Annotated in this window: 11 protein-coding genes; 5 read left to right on the top strand and 6 right to left on the bottom strand. The window is 43.3% G+C overall.

The genetic code is table 11. The features are described from left to right. The first annotated feature begins 33 nt into the window (after window positions 1-33). Window positions 34-1167 (top strand): cupin domain-containing protein, encoded by a 1134-nt coding sequence (locus BCV39_RS21680; RefSeq protein WP_102432535.1) that lies wholly within the window; start codon window positions 34-36, stop codon window positions 1165-1167. A 127-nt stretch (window positions 1168-1294) separates the two neighbouring features. Here BCV39_RS21680 and BCV39_RS21675 read toward each other — a convergent pair whose 3' ends face one another. Next, window positions 1295-3412 (bottom strand): methyl-accepting chemotaxis protein, encoded by a 2118-nt coding sequence (locus BCV39_RS21675; protein WP_102432536.1) that lies wholly within the window; start codon window positions 3410-3412, stop codon window positions 1295-1297. A 498-nt stretch (window positions 3413-3910) separates the two neighbouring features. On the opposite strand from BCV39_RS21675, the gene emrD reads away from it, so the two are divergent. The 3 genes from emrD (at window position 3911) to xthA (ending at window position 8520) form a co-directional block, all read left to right on the top strand. Then, window positions 3911-5116, top strand: a complete 1206-nt coding sequence (gene emrD, locus BCV39_RS21670) for a multidrug efflux MFS transporter EmrD (protein ID WP_102432537.1) — start codon at window positions 3911-3913, stop codon at window positions 5114-5116. A gap of 336 nt (window positions 5117-5452) precedes the next feature. Beyond that, window positions 5453-7543, top strand: coding sequence for a S9 family peptidase (locus tag BCV39_RS21665; protein ID WP_198591310.1), 2091 nt, complete (start codon window positions 5453-5455; stop codon window positions 7541-7543). 170 nt (window positions 7544-7713) lie between these two features. Next, window positions 7714-8520 (top strand): exodeoxyribonuclease III, encoded by an 807-nt coding sequence (gene xthA / locus BCV39_RS21660; protein WP_019824400.1) that lies wholly within the window; start codon window positions 7714-7716, stop codon window positions 8518-8520. Between the two features lie 21 nt (window positions 8521-8541). Here xthA and BCV39_RS21655 read toward each other — a convergent pair whose 3' ends face one another. The 5 genes from BCV39_RS21655 to BCV39_RS21635 form a co-directional block, all read right to left on the bottom strand. Beyond that, on the bottom strand, window positions 8542-11376 hold the full coding sequence (locus tag BCV39_RS21655) for an ImpA family metalloprotease (protein WP_102432539.1): 2835 nt from the start codon (window positions 11374-11376) through the stop codon (window positions 8542-8544). A 227-nt stretch (window positions 11377-11603) separates the two neighbouring features. Then, window positions 11604-12281: an ABC transporter permease gene (locus BCV39_RS21650; protein ID WP_048664666.1), complete on the bottom strand. Its 678-nt coding sequence runs from the start codon at window positions 12279-12281 to the stop codon at window positions 11604-11606. A gap of 2 nt (window positions 12282-12283) precedes the next feature. After that, the gene (locus BCV39_RS21645; RefSeq protein WP_048659692.1) at window positions 12284-13024 is read right to left on the bottom strand and encodes an ABC transporter permease; all 741 of its coding nucleotides are present in this window, start codon (window positions 13022-13024) and stop codon (window positions 12284-12286) included. Between the two features lie 79 nt (window positions 13025-13103). Then, window positions 13104-13874: an ABC transporter substrate-binding protein gene (locus tag BCV39_RS21640; RefSeq protein ID WP_048659693.1), complete on the bottom strand. Its 771-nt coding sequence runs from the start codon at window positions 13872-13874 to the stop codon at window positions 13104-13106. A gap of 136 nt (window positions 13875-14010) precedes the next feature. Continuing rightward, complete coding sequence (locus BCV39_RS21635) at window positions 14011-14781, bottom strand: ABC transporter ATP-binding protein (RefSeq protein WP_004736532.1); 771 nt, start codon at window positions 14779-14781, stop codon at window positions 14011-14013. A gap of 792 nt (window positions 14782-15573) precedes the next feature. Here BCV39_RS21635 and BCV39_RS21630 point away from each other — a divergent pair. Continuing rightward, complete coding sequence (locus BCV39_RS21630) at window positions 15574-17115, top strand: DUF3360 family protein (protein ID WP_102432540.1); 1542 nt, start codon at window positions 15574-15576, stop codon at window positions 17113-17115. Window positions 17116-17131 lie beyond the last annotated feature (16 nt).

Here is a 17131-nt window from a genome sequence, read left to right as displayed (position 1 = left end):
TCTAGCATCTAGCAAAAAATATACAGGATTCACATGTACCAACTTAGCTTTTCTATGCCCGAGTTTCTTGAAAATTACTGGCATAAGAAACCAACCATCTTAAAAGGTGGCTTCCAGAACTTCGTCGACCCAATTTCGCCGGAAGAACTTGCTGGTTTATCGATGGAAGAAGAAGTGGATTCTCGCTTTGTTTCTAACCTCGACAACAAATGGACAGCCGAACACGGTCCATTCACTGAAGAGAAGTTTGGTGAACTCACTGAAACACATTGGCAATTGATCGTTCAAGCAGCCAACCATTGGCATCAAGGTGCAAATCAGCTGACTGAAGCGTTCCAACAATTACCAAACTGGTTGTTCGACGATCTCATGATTTGCTACTCAGCACCTGAAGGCGGTGTTGGCCCTCATATTGATCAATACGATGTATTCATCATTCAAGGCCAAGGTAAACGTCAATGGAAAGTGGGCGCGAAAGATGTTGGTCAGTACAAAGAGACCGTTCAAGCGTCTGCTCTACGCCAAATAGAAGGCTTTGAGCCAATCATTGATGAAACCTTAGAGCCGGGCGATATCCTTTATATCCCGCCAGGTTTCCCACATGAAGGGAACACATTAGAGCCGTCGATGAGCTACTCTATTGGCTACCGTTCCCCTAAAGAACAAGAGCTAATCAGCAACTTTGCCGATTTTGTGCTTGCTCATGATATGGGTGACGTACACCTGCACGATCCAGAATTCAAAACGCAAGAAGGCTACGGAAAAATTCGTTCATCGGATTTAAGCAATCTCACTGACATGTTGAAATCTGCACTAGAGCAACCTGAAACCATCAGTGAATTCATGGGTTGTCTGCTAAGCCAATCACGCCACCAACTTGATATCGTCGCTCCTGAGCCATTATGGACTCAAGAAGAGATTGCTCAACATTTTGAGTCTGAAGGTGAAATCCACCGTGTATCTGGCTTAAAGGCGCTCTACCACGAAAATGAAAACAACACGGCTTACATCAATGGCGAAGTGGTTAAGGTTGATGAAGCGGACTCTTCATTACTCAACACACTTTGCGATGAAACCTTGATTACTTCAGCTGCTGCTCTATCTCCTTCGGGCGTAACGGTCGTGACTGAACTGGTGAACAAAGGCTACTGGTTTATCGAAGAGTAAGCAGCGTCAACCGCTGGTTATTGACCATCTTCTAAAGCAACAAATAAAAAAGGGACAAATGAAATCTTCATTTGTCCCTTTTTCTATTCAAGAATTAGTTAAGGCTTAATGCTTATACCTTGAAAAACTATACCTTGAACTGATTAACCAACTTCTGTTGTTGTTGAGACAGTTCGTCAATCTCATTACCGACTTGCTCAGAAGCTGCGGCTTGCTCCAAGATCTTCGCACTCAAATCGCGAATATTAACCACGCTTTGATTTACTTCACCGGAAACCGATTGTTGCTCTTCGGATGCTCGAACGATCTGACTGTTCATATCACTGATCGCCTCAATAGAAGTAAAGATCGAACCCAGATCTTCAACTGCTTTCTGAACGTGGAGTGCTGTGTCGTTTGCAAGTATATTGCCTTCTTGTATCGCTTCAACGACATCTTGAGTTCCAGCATGAACCTTATCGATCACCGCTCTGATCTCACCAACAGATGACTGTGTGCGACTTGCGAGATTTCTTACCTCATCCGCAACAACAGCAAAACCTCGACCTTGTTCACCCGCCCTCGCCGCTTCAATAGCCGCATTCAATGCCAGTAAGTTAGTTTGCTCAGAGATCCCTTCAATAACACTTAATATCTCGGTGATGTTGCCGTTATTTTTTGCCAATTCTTCAACAATAGGTACAGCGCTCGACATACGCTCCACCAGCTTTCTCATTTCACCAGCTGAGAGCTCAATAACTTGTTGCCCTTGTTGAGCTGAACGATTCGCTTCGCACGCTGCATCAACCGCCACTTCTGCATTTTGTACCACTAAGCCCGCAGTTTGAGTCATCTCTTCTGCCGCTGTTGCTACCAGATCGACTTCTTTAAACTGAGATTCACTACTCTCTCGAGTGCTTGATGCCGATGCTTTAGCCTGACTGGTCGTACTCGCCACTTGTTCAGTGGTATGGATAACTTCTTTGATCGTGTGTTGTAGCGTATCTAAGAATAAGTTAAACCCTTTAGATAACTGACCAATTTCGTCTTGAGATTTCACTTCCAAACGCTGAGTCAAATCACCTTCACCAGAAGCGATATCATTAAGTCGTTCGACCACTTGTCGAATAGGCTTAACAATTGAAAGTGAAGCAAATGCGATAATGGCTAGACCAAAGAAAGTGAACACGGTACCGGCAATTACTTCCGTCTTAATGCCTTCACTTAACTTAGTGCTAATGATGGAATCCAATTTATTTGCATCAGCGACAACACTCTTTCTTGGGATCTCGAACAACACGCCCCAAGTTTGGTTAGCCGCAACAACTGGAGCAAATGCGAGTAACCACTCACCGTTCTCACTCCATTGCGTTGTCACTTCGCCACCAAAGATAAAATCGGTCATCAAGTCGCTGTTTGTGTTGTTACTTTGGAAGCTCGAACCAACTGCAATGCTTGAATCATCAGAAGCAATAACAGAACCGTCTAGGCTCACCACGTAAACTGCACCTGCGCCATCGAACAAGCTTTGATCAGATTGAGTCACTACATTGGTTAAGCCATCTAACCTTAGGTCGATTCCTAAGAAACCAATCGCCATATCATCGACTAAGATTGGCACTGAGATTGAAGAAGTAAGTAAGGTTTTACCCCCGCTATTTACGACTCTTGGCGTACTGATACATGTTTGCCCTGATGACAAAGGACAGTAGAAACGCTCACTGTTGCTATCATCACTCAAAATCGATTCTGAAAGCACGTTCGGCAGAACATTCTCACCGTTGTCTGCCACCTTCCAATAAGGTGCAAAACGGCCTTTTTCGTTAGAACCGACATAATCGGCATCCACATAGTTCGCGTCTTCACTATCGAGCAAGTCTGGTTTAAAGACTAAATACGCCCCTTGGATCGAATCAAAGTTTAAAACTGAACGACGCACCATTTCATCCAACGCAGTACGAAGTTCTTCACTTGGGGTAAAGTTTTCATCGGCATTGTTCTTTAGAAACTGAGCATTCGCCGCTAGCATCTCAGCACGATAAATAGCTTCGTCGACGTAACGTTGAGTTTCTTGAGCATTGAGCTGAGAAACAGACGCCAGCAACTGCTGAGTTTTATTGATAACTGATTCTGAGCTTTGAGATTTGATGACTTGTTGATTACTCGTCGCGTTGTAGATCGAGAAACCAATAAGAGACAGTGACGTAATGATTAAACAACAACCTGCCAAGAGGGTTATTTTCCACTGTACCGATAGAGAGCGCATTTAATATCCTTATTTAAGCCAAAAGACTTCCATAACCATAACTATCACACCGACAACAAATTGCTGTACACAATGTAAATGAGTTAGACGAATAGCTTAGCGAATAATTACAGCACAAATCGCTTACATATAAAACGAAAGTTTACATAAATGTTAACAAGCCATGCCTTTTACCTATTGCTTCTGCGATTTCAAAATAATCTACTCATACAATCATTGCCAATAGGCCTATTGCTCTAACATTTTGGGTATAACCTAGCATCGATATTTCAAGGAAGCTGACTCTCCCTACATCTTTAAAACGCCGTAATTTTGGATTACTTTTTCTAATCCAAGTTATAGATTTTTATCTTGATCAACTTCACATTTTTTGATTGCTAAGTCGGCAATCAAGCTCTAATATCTCGCGCCTAGATTCCCTGAACACTTTATTCTTTTGGCTCTCCTTAATGGAGTGCTAAGGCTTTTTACGTCTTTAATTTTTGGAGAGATACGCAAATGTCTGCCTCGTTTCCATTAGCGAAACTTACCTTTTTAATCGCTATTCTGACAGCCGTAGGTCAAATGACTCAAACGATGTACGTGCCTTCTATCGGTCATATGGCGGGTGAGTTCTTGGTTTCTGCGTCTTCACTTCAAGCTGTGATGGCGTGCTACTTGATCCCTTATGGTCTGTCGCAATTTGTCTACGGCCCGCTTTCTGATCGCCTAGGTCGTAAACCTATCATCGTAGTAGGTTTGATCATCTACATCATAGGTACTTTGGTAGCCTTATTCGCTCATGAGTATCAATGGTTCCTAGCGGGTAGCTTTATCCAAGGCTTAGGCATTGGTTGTGGCGGTGCGATGTCTCGAACATTGACTCGTGACTGTTTTGAAGGCGCAGAACTGCATCGTGCAAATAGCTTAATCAGCATGTGTGTGATTTTCTCACCATTGATGGCTCCTGTTTTGGGCGGTTACTTAACAGAAGCTTTCGGTTGGCGTTCTAGCTACTTGTTCCTCGCGCTGTTTGGTATCGCGGTTGTGATCACCATGATGACGAGCATGATGGAAACTCTGCCAAAAGAACGACGCAAAAATGAGTCTGTTGTAAACAGCTACAAATTCGTTCTGTCTGACAAACGCTTCCAAGGTTTCCTACTAGTTCTAGTAGCAACATTCGCGGGGGTCGCAGTATTTGAAGCCGCGGCTGGTGTATTACTTGGTGGCGTACTGGGCTTACCTGCAACCACAGTCAGCTTGTTGTTTGTTTTGCCTATTCCGGGTTACTTAGTGGGTGCTGGTCTATCGAGTTACATCGCACAACGTCGCTCTGAACGTCGCGCACTGAATATTGGCCTAGTGTCGATCTTAGTCGGTTCAGCCATGGTGCTGATACCGGGTCTGTTTGGTCAAACAACAGCATTAACTTTGATTGGCGGTGCAACCATTTACTTCTTGGGCGCTGGTATCTTATTCCCAACAGCAACAACGGGAGCACTTTCGCCATTCCCATACCACGCAGGTACAGGAGGCGCGATCTTAGGGGGTATGCAGAACCTAGGTGCTGGTATCGCAACACTATTGGCATCGTTCTTCCCAGCTCAAGATCAACTGCCGCTCGGTTGCCTGATGATTGCTATGTCATTTATCGTGATGCTTGGTTTACGTTGGGTCAATCGCAAGCCTGACCACTCAAACGAAATGCCATTGGCTATCTAAAGTAAAGCTCGAATCCAGCCCAAACGAAGAAAAGGGACATACTGATAAGTGTGTCCCTTTTTTGTTGCCCGTTTTCCCTCACCTCACGCCTTCCTAAATTTCATTTAACATTACTTTGATTTTTTGAAAACAATAACAGACACTTACGTTGAAAGTGCATATCCAGAATCCAATTATAAATAACATCACTGGAAGAAAACTAACCACTAACTAAAGGATGCTGGCATTAAAACGAGTAAGGTGCACACTAAGGATCTACAGATGCGTTTCGCTTTAACCACATTAGCCGTATCGGCCGCGCTTGTCGCCGGATGCAGCAATCAAGGAATAACAACCATGAAACACTACTCTCCATCGCAACTCGTCGCTCAGCAGACACAAGCTCCTGTTGCTAAGAAAGTCCCTCATGCAATGACGATTCATGGTGATACTCGAATCGATAATTACTACTGGATGCGTGATGATGAACGCCAAGATCCAGAGATCTTGCAACATCTTGAACAAGAGAACCAGTACGCAGAGACCGTGCTGAAGCATACAGAATCAACACAAAAACAGTTATTTGAAGAGATAAAAGGTCGAATCGCGAAAGACGACTATTCGGTACCGGTGCGCAAAGGCAGCTACTACTACTCGAATAAAGTTACAGGTGACAACGAATACCCAGTTCACTTGCGTGAAAAAGACTTTTTAGGCACAGACAAGCAAGTCATCTTAGACGTTAACGAACTAGCAAAAGAACATGAATTCTTCAGTATTGGTGGCTTAACGATCAGCCCAGACGAAAACTTGTTGGCCTATGGCGAAGATACGCTGAGCCGCCGCATTTACACCATCAAGATCAAAGACCTCACCACTGGTGAATACCTAAAAGATGAAATTGAAGGTGCTTCGAGTGCTATCGCGTGGCAAAACGATAACCAAGCCTTCTACTACATCAAGAAAGATCCACAAACGCTGCTGGGTTACCAAGTCTACCGCCATGTATTAGGCACACCTCAAACAAGCGATGAGTTAATCTACGAAGAAACCGACAGCGCTTACTACACCTCTTTGAGTAAAAGCAAAGATGGTGAACAGGTCTACATTTGGCACTCGAGCACAGAAACCAGTGGTGTTTCAGTCATAGATGCCAACAACCCAAAGGCTAAAGCCGAAGCTTTTTACCCAAAAGAGACAGGCATAGAGTACAGCATCGCTAAATTGAGTGATTGGTATTACATTTATACCAACTACCAAGCGGTCAACTTTCGTTTAATGAAAGTCGCAGCCGAAGAGATGCATGACCGCTCAAAATGGGTCGATGTCATTACAGCAGACGATAACACTCAGCTTGTTGATTTCGAGTTGTTTGATGACCATCTTGTTTACGAGCAACGTGCGGATGGCTTGTCTAAAGTCACGGTTCGCCAACTCTCAACAGGTAAAGAGTTCCCACTTAAATTTAACGACACCGCTTTTGCCGCTTACTTAACGAGTAACTATGAGTTAGATAACTCAAAAGTTCGAATCTATTACAGCAGCTTGACTACGCCTGGAACTTACTATGATTTCGACCTAAGTACAGGTGAGTCTGAAATCAAGAAGCAAACACCAGTATTAGGTGATTTCGAAGCGGATAACTACCAATCAGAGCGAATCATGGTGACGGCTCGCGATGGTAAGCTAGTACCTGTTTCTTTGGTCTATCGCAAAGGTTTGTTCAAGAAAGACGGCACTAACCCAATTTACCAATACGGCTACGGATCTTACGGTTCAACCATTGAACCGACCTTCAGCTCGACTCGTCTCAGCCTGCTTGATAGAGGCTTCGTTTTTGCGATCGCTCACATCCGCGGTTCAGAAATGCTAGGGCGCCCTTGGTATGAAGACGGCAAAAAGCTGACCAAGCAAAACACGTTCAATGACTTTATCGATGTAACTAAAGGCCTAGTTGAAGAAGGTTATGGCGCTAAAGACAAAGTATTTGCGGTGGGCGGTTCGGCAGGCGGTCTACTTATGGGAGCGATCATCAACCAAGCTCCTGAATTATATAGAGGCATTGGAGCACATGTTCCGTTTGTCGATGTGGTAACAACCATGCTTGATGAGTCGATCCCTCTTACGACTAACGAATACGACGAATGGGGCAACCCTAACAATAAAACCTACTATGACTACATGCTGAGTTACTCACCGTACGACAACATTAAGGTACAAAACTACCCAAACATGTTGGTGACAACAGGCCTACATGATTCACAGGTACAGTACTTTGAGCCAATGAAATGGGTGGCGAAACTGCGTGAAATGAAAACAGACAACAATGTACTGGTGTTCAAAACCGATATGGAAGCCGGCCACGGTGGCGCTTCTGGTCGATTTAAGCGATTAAAAGAAGATGCTCTTGAATACGCCTTCTTTTTAGACTTACTAAAAACTCTGTAGACTCAGCGTAACTGTAGGTATTCACACAATTTAACGTCGCCATTTAGTCTCGACAAAATGGCGACAGAAATTACTAAGCATGGTTAAATACGATGAACCATGAAATCCACCAAATCAAAAAATCTTTGAAAACTCGCAGTGACAAAGGTTTACGAGAGGTATAAAAACAAATGAAAGTAATTAGCTTCAACATCAACGGCCTGAGAGCCCGCCTTCATCAACTGCAAGCTGTTATCGACAAACACCAACCGGACGTAATTGGTCTGCAAGAGATAAAAGTACACGATGAAGCCTTCCCTATTGCTGATGTTGAAGCAATGGGCTACAAGGTTTACTTTCACGGCCAAAAAGCGCATTACGGTGTGGCTATGCTGTGTAAGCAAGAGCCAATCTCAGTTCAGAAAGGTTTTCCAACCGACAATGAAGACCATCAAAAGCGTATGATCATGGCGACGTTTGAAGATGAAAACGGTGAAAAGGTTACCGTACTAAATGGTTACTTCCCTCAAGGGGATAACATCAAACATGAAACCAAATACCCGTACAAGCGCGAGTTCTACAAAGACTTGATGACTTACCTAAACGATCACCACAACAAAGATGAACAAGTGATCGTGATGGGCGACATTAATATCAGCCCTATCGACGCAGACATCGGCATTGGTGAACCTAATGCAAAACGTTGGTTGAAAACCGGTAAGTGCTCTTTCCAACCTGAAGAACGCGAATGGCTAAAAACTCTAATGGATTGGGGTTTTGTGGATAGCTTCCGTCTACTGCACCCTGAAGTGAATGATCAATACTCGTGGTTTGATTACCGTTCAAAAGGTTTCGTAGACAACCGCGGTCTACGTATTGATGTAGTCCTAGCAACTCAGAAACTTGCTGATAAGTGTACTGAAGCAGGCATCGACTACGAACTACGTGGCATTGAAAAGCCATCTGACCACGCACCAATTTGGTCGACGTTTAAGTAGAAAATAGGGAGCTCATGCTCCCTATTTACTTTTTAGATTAGTTGATTGCCAAGGGGTTGTCCCGTCGATACTAATAGGTGCTGTGGCAAACTCATCGACACAATAACCTTGGTTTGAGCTCGCGAAGTACGTTAGTGGCATTAGTGGCAAATTCAGTGTCACTACTTGTTGTTTTGCTTTATCCGTAAAACTAAAGCCCCACATATCTAGATAATTCCGCATATCCCGCTCGTTGACATAACTCAGCGCAACCAACAGCCAATCGTCGTTCGTGATCTGATTTGCTTCCTCTCTTGAATAGCTGTCAAAGCCAATGGTTTGCCTATTTGCAACCCACAACTCGTCACTCGACTTTAAACGATTAAACTCACGCTCAATCAAGTGTAAACGCCCTAGCAAATGCCAACCAGAACTCAATACACCTTGCTGCTCAGTTAACATCATCATTTGAATGAAGACTCTCGCTCCCCAGCTCCAACCGGTTTGATTCTGAGCTGCCATAAAAGCATTTGGGTCAGATTGAGCTCGGCTCTGCTGCAAAAGTTCATACTGCCCTTTAAAATCTAAGCCTTGGCAAGACGATACTTTTCCGGTGTCTTTATAATATTTTGATTTACTAAAATACGAATAGTAGTTCGTTGTAGAGTGCCCATCCCAGCCGCTAAACCTAAATCGACCACGCTCTAAACCATGCCCTAACTCGTGAAGATCACCATGCCCTAATGGATGAAACGACCAATAGGCATCATACGGGTTTCCTGAACAACCATAGCCACAGTTAGCTTGGTCTGCATTCATATGCTTTACAATGTCAATGGTTGCAATTTCCCAGCCCTTGTCTTCCCCGTATTGGTGTATTTCAGCAATTTCATCAATACCCGGCCCTTTAAAGCCTGCAAGTGCATGAGGAAAGTTATGTACATAACGCTCTGTGGCAAGAGCCATATCATGAGGCTGAGCCCAATCAGCAGCACTGATAGACTCTTTCATTTTGTCTAGTTTAGAGTGGACTTCAAATCCAGGTGTTACCAGTTCTGCCCAGTCAAACTTTTCTTCTTCAAGTTGTGCCACAAAACTATCGTTGTCCGCCTCACTTCGCCAAACCGGGTGTTGAGCAACATTTTCAAAACGCAACTCCACATCGATATCATTGGTATCAAAATGAACCTGTAATGTTCCACCATAGGCTGAAGTGAGATAAATCGTCTCGCCTGGTTTCACTGGATAAGTTACCGAGGTTAAAAATTTCGGCCGAGCGTAACCGTCATTGCCTGAAAACTCGTGTGTCGCGCCACTACGCAATGTATTAAATGCAATAGACGTAGCCACTTCGTTACTGTCTAAGCGAGTCACCTTAATCGTCTCACCTGGCAATGCGTACACTCCAGCTGATCGAAAGTGTCTCTTGGACTCAAAGGCAATTGTTTTGGTGACGAGCGGTACGTTTTCAAAACTCTTGGTACTGAAATTGCCTAGACTTGGTTGCGCCGCGTTATACACGCGACTGTTGTAGGTCGCGTAATCACTGTAATAAGAGCGAAGAAAATCAATTCTCTCTGTCACGCCCTTACCCATTGGATACTGAACGTCTTGGCGATAGCGATCCGCAAGTAACAGTAACAACTTTTCATATTCGTAATCATCGGTTGAAAATAGGTCAACTTTGTTACTATCAAGTGATGTTAAGTGCGAACGAATACTGTTTGCTGCAGTATAGAACTCTTCATCCATATTGGATTCATCAGGGCAAGATTTGTCATCGCAGGTAGTCAAGTCAACGGTAAAACTATCATCTTTCAGTCTCTGTAAAAGCGCTTGTTGTTGAACAATGTTATCCGGCACCTGATTAATGAGCTGTGTAGAATCCCAATTAGACAGGCCAAGCTTGCGCCAATAGTTATCACCAACGTAGGTCATGTGCATTTCAGCAAACAAGGCATTACCTAAGTCCGTCAGACCGCCATCAAGATGTAGATATAACACTGGAATATTTTTGCTGAACGCCAAACGTAACCCTGAAATCACATCTTCAATGTCATCACCATCATTTAACTTTTGAGACAAAACTAGCAAGTCAGGGTTATTGGCTTCAATACATTGACTTAATTTACTACCATCACAAGTATTGTCAGCGTTGATAACCATAGAAGCATTAACATTGTCGGTTAACCAGTTTCGTGTTGCTTGATCATCAGGAAAATAATGAGACTGATCAAGCTGAGCTAACACAACATTTTGTGGCGAGTCAGTACTAGAAGTCCACCTAACTAAGTTCTTCAACCAAGTATCCATCTCTTCGTTGACAGAATCAGGAAAGCGCTGCTTAGTTCGAAACGGGTTACTTGCTAATGCTGCATAGCGGTTGTCGTCTGACGTATAACCCGCAATACCAATGACAAGCTCTTGGTTGGCATAGCCATCTTGCATCGCTTTATTGGTTTTTAAGATGACATCGTTAAAGCCATAGGTAGGTAAGATAATTGCCGTGTCATGTGTTGGATCCCAATGAAGATTACGTAGAGGTTCCCCTTCAGAGTTTTGGGATAAAGCTTGCTTAATATGATTGTAGTCCTCGTTGTATTGAGCAACTAATGCTTGGCTTGCCTCAATAAACTCCAAGGAATTATCAACATAAGAAGCATTACCAGTCGACAAGGCTTTTTGAACAGCGGTTTGCGGAATTGGGTTTATATCTGGCTCACCGCTTCCATCACCGTCATTACCTCCTCCTCCAGAACCTCCAGAACCTCCAGAACCAGTTTGGGCACTTTCACCGCCACTACCACCTCCGCATCCTAAAAGTGATAACGTGATAACACAAAGAACCAAGTTCGCTAGTAAGTTACTCTTTTTCATCATCATTCCGTACAAGAACAAAATTTTTCCGAGTCTATCTATAGTTAAGTCTAAAGCAATTATTCTTATGAATGCGTGAACGCAATTTGAAGCAAGTTAACTGTTTTTAAAAATCTACAGTTCGTATTGACGAGTCTCTGCCCAAACCATGACTGTGTTACCTTTTCGATACAAAAAACGGCGCTATAGAAGCGCCGTTTTATTAATATGATTTGTACAGGGTGCGATTAGCTAAGAGGCCTTAGGTAAGCAAGAAAACGCTTCTCTGCGAATTTAAAAATCGCGATGATGATAAACGTGAGCGCCATGTAGAACAGACCTGCAGTCAGGAAAGACTCGAATGGAGCGTAATAACGTGAGTTAACCAAACGAGCTGCACCAGTTAGATCCATAATGGTTACGATACCTGCTACCGCAGAGCCGTGAAGCATGAAGATGACTTCATTACTGTAAGCTGGCAGTGCGCGACGTAAAGCACTTGGTAAAATGATACGACGGTAAGTCTTCGGTGTACTCATTCCATACGCTTTTGCCGCTTCAACTTCACCTTTCGGTAACCCGTTGATCGCACCACGAATGATCTCTGCAGTATAAGCTGACGTGTTAAGAATGAATGCCACTAAAGCACAGAACCATGCGTTTTCCCACAATGTGTCTTTCACTGGGAAAAACTGATCCATACCGTAGTAAATCAGGTACAGCTGAACCAATAATGGTGTGCCACGGAAGAAATAGATGAACGACCAAGCTGGAGCATTAATCATCATATTTGGACTGTTACGAGCGATAGCTAACGGTATGGCTACGAATAAGCCAATGACCAAAGCGACACAAACCATCCAAGCCGTTGTCCATAAACCACCAAGGTAAATCGGCAGGCTTTCAATTATCAATGAAAAGTCCATAACTACCTCGCGTGGATACTGAATTTACGTTCAACCAACTTAAGTAAGCCTGTCGAAACACTGGTGAAGAATAAGAAGATCAGCGCCACCGTCATGTAGAAGGTAAATGGCATTTTGGTTGAACCTGCCGCTAATGCGCTAACGCGGACCATGTCTTCTAGGCCGATAATCGAAACCAACGCAGTCGTCTTAAGCAGAACCAACCAGTTATTACCAAAGCCCGGCAGTGCGTGACGAATCATTTGCGGTAATAGAATACGACGAAACGCTAAAACGGGTCCCATGCCATAGGCCTTTGCGGCTTCCATTTCACCGCTATCAACAGCCATGATTGCACCACGGAAGGTTTCAGCCATGTAAGCGCCAAAGATGAAGCCAATGGTTAAGACACCAGCAATGAATGGGCTGACATCAATATAATCTGGTAAGTAAGAGGTCCATTCGTGGTTAGGATCACTTGAGGTGAACCACTCATTGAGCCACTCATTGATGGAATACAAACTGTTGTTTAAAAGGATTTGTCCACCAAAGAAAATCAGCATCATCAAGACGAGATCAGGAATGCCTCGAATAACAGTTGTATAGAGGGTTGCAATAGCACGAGCCCAACGATAAGGCGCTAGTTTTGCTAAGGCACCTAGCATACCAAGAACCATAGCTAAAATTAGCGACAGCAAGGCAACTTCGATTGTAAGCACCGCCCCTTTCAGGATCGAAGCTTCATATCCTTGTAAATCAAACATAATGAATTCCAACAGAACTGCGAAAAAGTTGGTAAGACAGGGAGAGGAGAACCTCTCCCTTAAGAAGTGACGCTAGAAATTACTGACCGTATACGTCGTAGTTGAAGTATTTAGCAGCGATATCTTGGTAGATGCCTTTCTCACGTAGTGAAAGGATTGCAGCATCTAATTGCTTAGTCAGATCTTTGTCTTGCTTACGTAGAGCAATACCAAAACCTTCACCGAACCACTTAGGATCTGTTAGTGATGGACCAACAAACTCGTAAGCTTCACCACCAGCTTTGTTTAGTACGCCTTCTTCTAGAGCAGATGCATCACCCAGTACAGCAGCAACACGACCGTTAGCTAGATCAAGGTAAGCTTCATCGAATGAACCGTAACGAACGATTTCTACTGTGTCACCGTAGTTGTCTGTTAGATATTTATCGTGAGTTGTTGCACGTTGAACCGCAATTTTTTGACCGCTTAGATCATCGAAGTTAAGACCTGCACCTTTTTTAGCAATGAACTTGTTTGGGATAAGTGCGTATTTGCCAGTGAAATCGATCTTTTTCTTACGCTCTTCCGTGATCGACATTGCCGCGATGATCGCATCATATTTACGAGCAAGTAGAGAAGGGATAATGCCATCCCAGTCTTGTGCAACGATCTTACACTTCACCTGCATTTCAGTACAAAGTGCGTTAGCCATATCGACATCGAAGCCTTTTAGTGAACCGTCAGCTTCTGTCCAGCTAAATGGAGGGTAAGCACCTTCAATACCGAAACGTACTGTTTTCCATTCTTTTGCTTGAGCTACGCCCGTTGCAGCAGTTGCAGCAAGTGCCGCGACTAATAACCACTTTTTCATATCCCTACTCCTGTGATTTAGGTTTTTATGTTTTGCTAATTTTAATATTGTGTTTGTTGTTACTTATTAACTTACTTGTTGTGTTTCATTGTTAACACTGTCGCCATTTACCTTAGCAACAGCATTTCAATTCTGATTAGTAAATCGATGAGATAAATTGTTGTAATCGCTCAGATTCAGGCTCAGTAAACAGTTTAGCTGGATCGCCCTGTTCTTCCACTAAGCCTTGATGCAGGAACATCACATGGTTTGATACGTCACGAGCAAAAGCCATTTCATGTGTTACCACAAGCATGGTTCTTCCTTCTTCTGCTAGATCACGCATTACACCAAGTACTTCCCCTACTAACTCAGGGTCAAGTGCTGATGTTGGTTCATCAAACAGCATCACCTCAGGATCAACCGCTAACGCTCGAGCAATTGCCGCACGTTGTTGTTGCCCACCTGATAAATGACCTGGGTAGTAATCTTTACGCTCATACAGGCCTACTTTTTTAAGTAGTAGTTCTGCATTTTCAATCGCTTGAGCTTTAGGTACACCTAAGACGTGAACAGGCGCTTCGATAACATTTTCGAGAACGGTCAGGTGAGACCAAAGATTGAAGCCTTGAAAAACCATCGCTAAGCGAGAACGGATTCGCTGTACTTGTTTTTCATTAGCAGGAACAGATACACCTTGGCGGTTGTTTTTCATTTGAATTAATTCGCCATTAACCCAAATTTCGCCTGCGGTTGGTGTCTCTAAAAGGTTGATACATCTAAGGAAAGTACTTTTACCCGACCCTGAAGATCCGATAATCGATACAACATCGCCTTTATGCGCAGAAAGTGAAATTCCTTTTAAAACTTCATTTTGACCAAACGTTTTGTGTAGATCCTTTATGTCCAGCGCTGGTACATCTTTCATGCGCTTTCTCTCCCAAGTTTGTGAAAATGCAAGGTACTCCGACCTTTTCATGCGATACAAACTAGCACCACACGAAAAAACATGCAACAAATTATTAACCTAATAAATTGGAATAAATAGCGATTCACTCTGACTTATTATGCAAAAGGTAGCGTTTTCACCTCAATTTAATGAATGAGTTCTATCAATAAGCTGTAATTACACCCCTTACATTGTTTAAATAAAGTTAACCAAAATGAGATTCTCGTAGCTTGATGTCTCACAAGAAAAACAGGTTTTGTGAACTTAGAAACATCGCGACCCACAAAATATAGCGCGAACATTCAGCACACCATCCTCACCATAATGCACAATTATTTTAAGGTTATTACATTGTAATGTATTTTACTCAGAGCGTGGGCAAGCGAGTAATAGTGAGATAACTCAGTAAACATAAAGCATTCAGCCAATGCCATAGCGGTAAAGGCTCGGAGAAGATAAGAAAACGTCAATTTGTGAAAACTAATTACACGATTCATCAATGGAAAGTTAATGAATCGCTGCGTTTTGTAGCTTTCTTTCACATACACTCATAAAGTGATCAAGATCAATCACCCTAAAGGGTAAGCTTGTTAGACTCCTCAGCAAAGAATAAGGCATTAAAAATGCCAAACATTTCTTTTAACTTAGCTGCATAAAGCACATCAAGACCGTGCAACATAATGTTAATGAGTTATAACTAAGAAATAACGCAATTACGCGAACTTATAGAATTCAATTTTAGAATTACTAACATAAAAATATGAGGAATCTATGTCAGACGTTGTGAACAATGCGAACTCTGAAGTAGAAGAGAAAAGCTATAAAGAGCTACACCGCCCTGCTTCTGAATTTGAGAGCCGCTCAGATTATCTAGATCATGAGCTTCAAATCATGAAGCCTCGCCGCTTCGGTTTAAACCTTCCTGGTCGTGACTTCCGCTTTGAACTTGAAGACCTTGTTCCTGCACTTGCTGGTACCATTGGTATCATCGCGATGTACTCAGCAGTAATGATGTCTTGGGCTGATGGCCTAACTCAAGCTTGGGATCACGTAAACTTAGGTAAAGAGTTTGCGATTGAAGTCGCTCGTGTAGAAATGCTTATCCCTGCACTGCTGTTCTGTATCCTTGCTTCTGGTTTCTTTAACCCTAAAGCAAACCTTGCCGGTAACCACGGCCCAATGATTCCTCTTATCGGTACCATTGCTTTAGCTGGTGCTCACCCTCTTGCATTGGCAATTCTTATTGGTGTCTTCGGTCTAATCCTAAGTTTCCTAAAAGGCGGCTCCAAGCTGGTTAACCTAACTTCGGAAGGTACCGCTGGTGGCTTGCTCATTTTCTTAGGCCTAACGGGCACCATGAGCCAAATTAACTCAATTCAAACATGGGCGGTTGGTCTTCAATCTTCTACTGTTGAAGCGGGCAGTATGGGTTACGTTGGTTTAATTGTTCTTGCTATTACTATTGCTATCTACGCTTTCTTAGCAAAAGTGAACAAGCGTTGGTTGGCTATCCCAGTGTGTGCATTCACAGGCCTTGCTATTGCATTAGTATTAGGCGCTGGCTTCGACATCGTATTCGAAACTGAAATGGGCATTCCAAACCTAAACCCAGTTTACTGGTGGGGTTCTACTTCTGAAGGTTGGATGCTTGGCTTGCCAAACGTCGAACACTTCATCGCTTCTCTACCATTCGCAATTCTTGCAGTAGCGATGTGGTCACCTGACTTCCTAGGTCACCGTATCTTCCAAGAGCTGAACTACCCTAAAAAGTCTGAAAAAGTTCTTATGGACGTAGATGACACAATGACTATGTGTTCTGTTCGTCAAATGGTGGGTACTGCGGTTGGTGGTGGTAACATCACTTCTTCTTGGGGTACTTACATGATCCCAGCAGCTATCGCGAAACGTCCAATTCCTGGCGGCGCAATCTTGCTTGGTTCTCTATGTATTATTGTTGCGATTCTTGGCTTCCCAATGGACGTTGCGGTATGGCCACCAGTGATGCGTGTCGCGCTACTTGTAGGTGTATCTCTACCTCTACTTGAAGCGGGTATGCAAATGGTTAAGGATTCAAAAGATTCTCAAGCGGCTGGTATCTGTATCTTCGGTTCTGCGGTTGTTAACCCAGTACTAGCATGGGCACTGACTATGCTTCTTGATAACAACGGCCTAATTGGTGATAAAGAGCGTGCGAAGCGTCTATCATTTGTAGACAAGATTGTTATCCCAGTTGGTGTTTTAGTTATCTGTCTAGTAGCAATGCTTGCAGTTGGTATGCTAGAAAGCCAATATGGTCTAAAAGCTTGGCTATAATGGTCGTTACTACACA

The sequence above is a fragment of the Vibrio sp. 10N.286.55.E10 genome (assembly GCF_002872555.1).
In the GTDB taxonomy this organism is placed as follows: domain Bacteria; phylum Pseudomonadota; class Gammaproteobacteria; order Enterobacterales; family Vibrionaceae; genus Vibrio; species Vibrio crassostreae.
The sequence above is the reverse complement of the archived record's forward strand: the minus strand, read 5'-3'. Positions and strand labels throughout refer to the sequence as shown.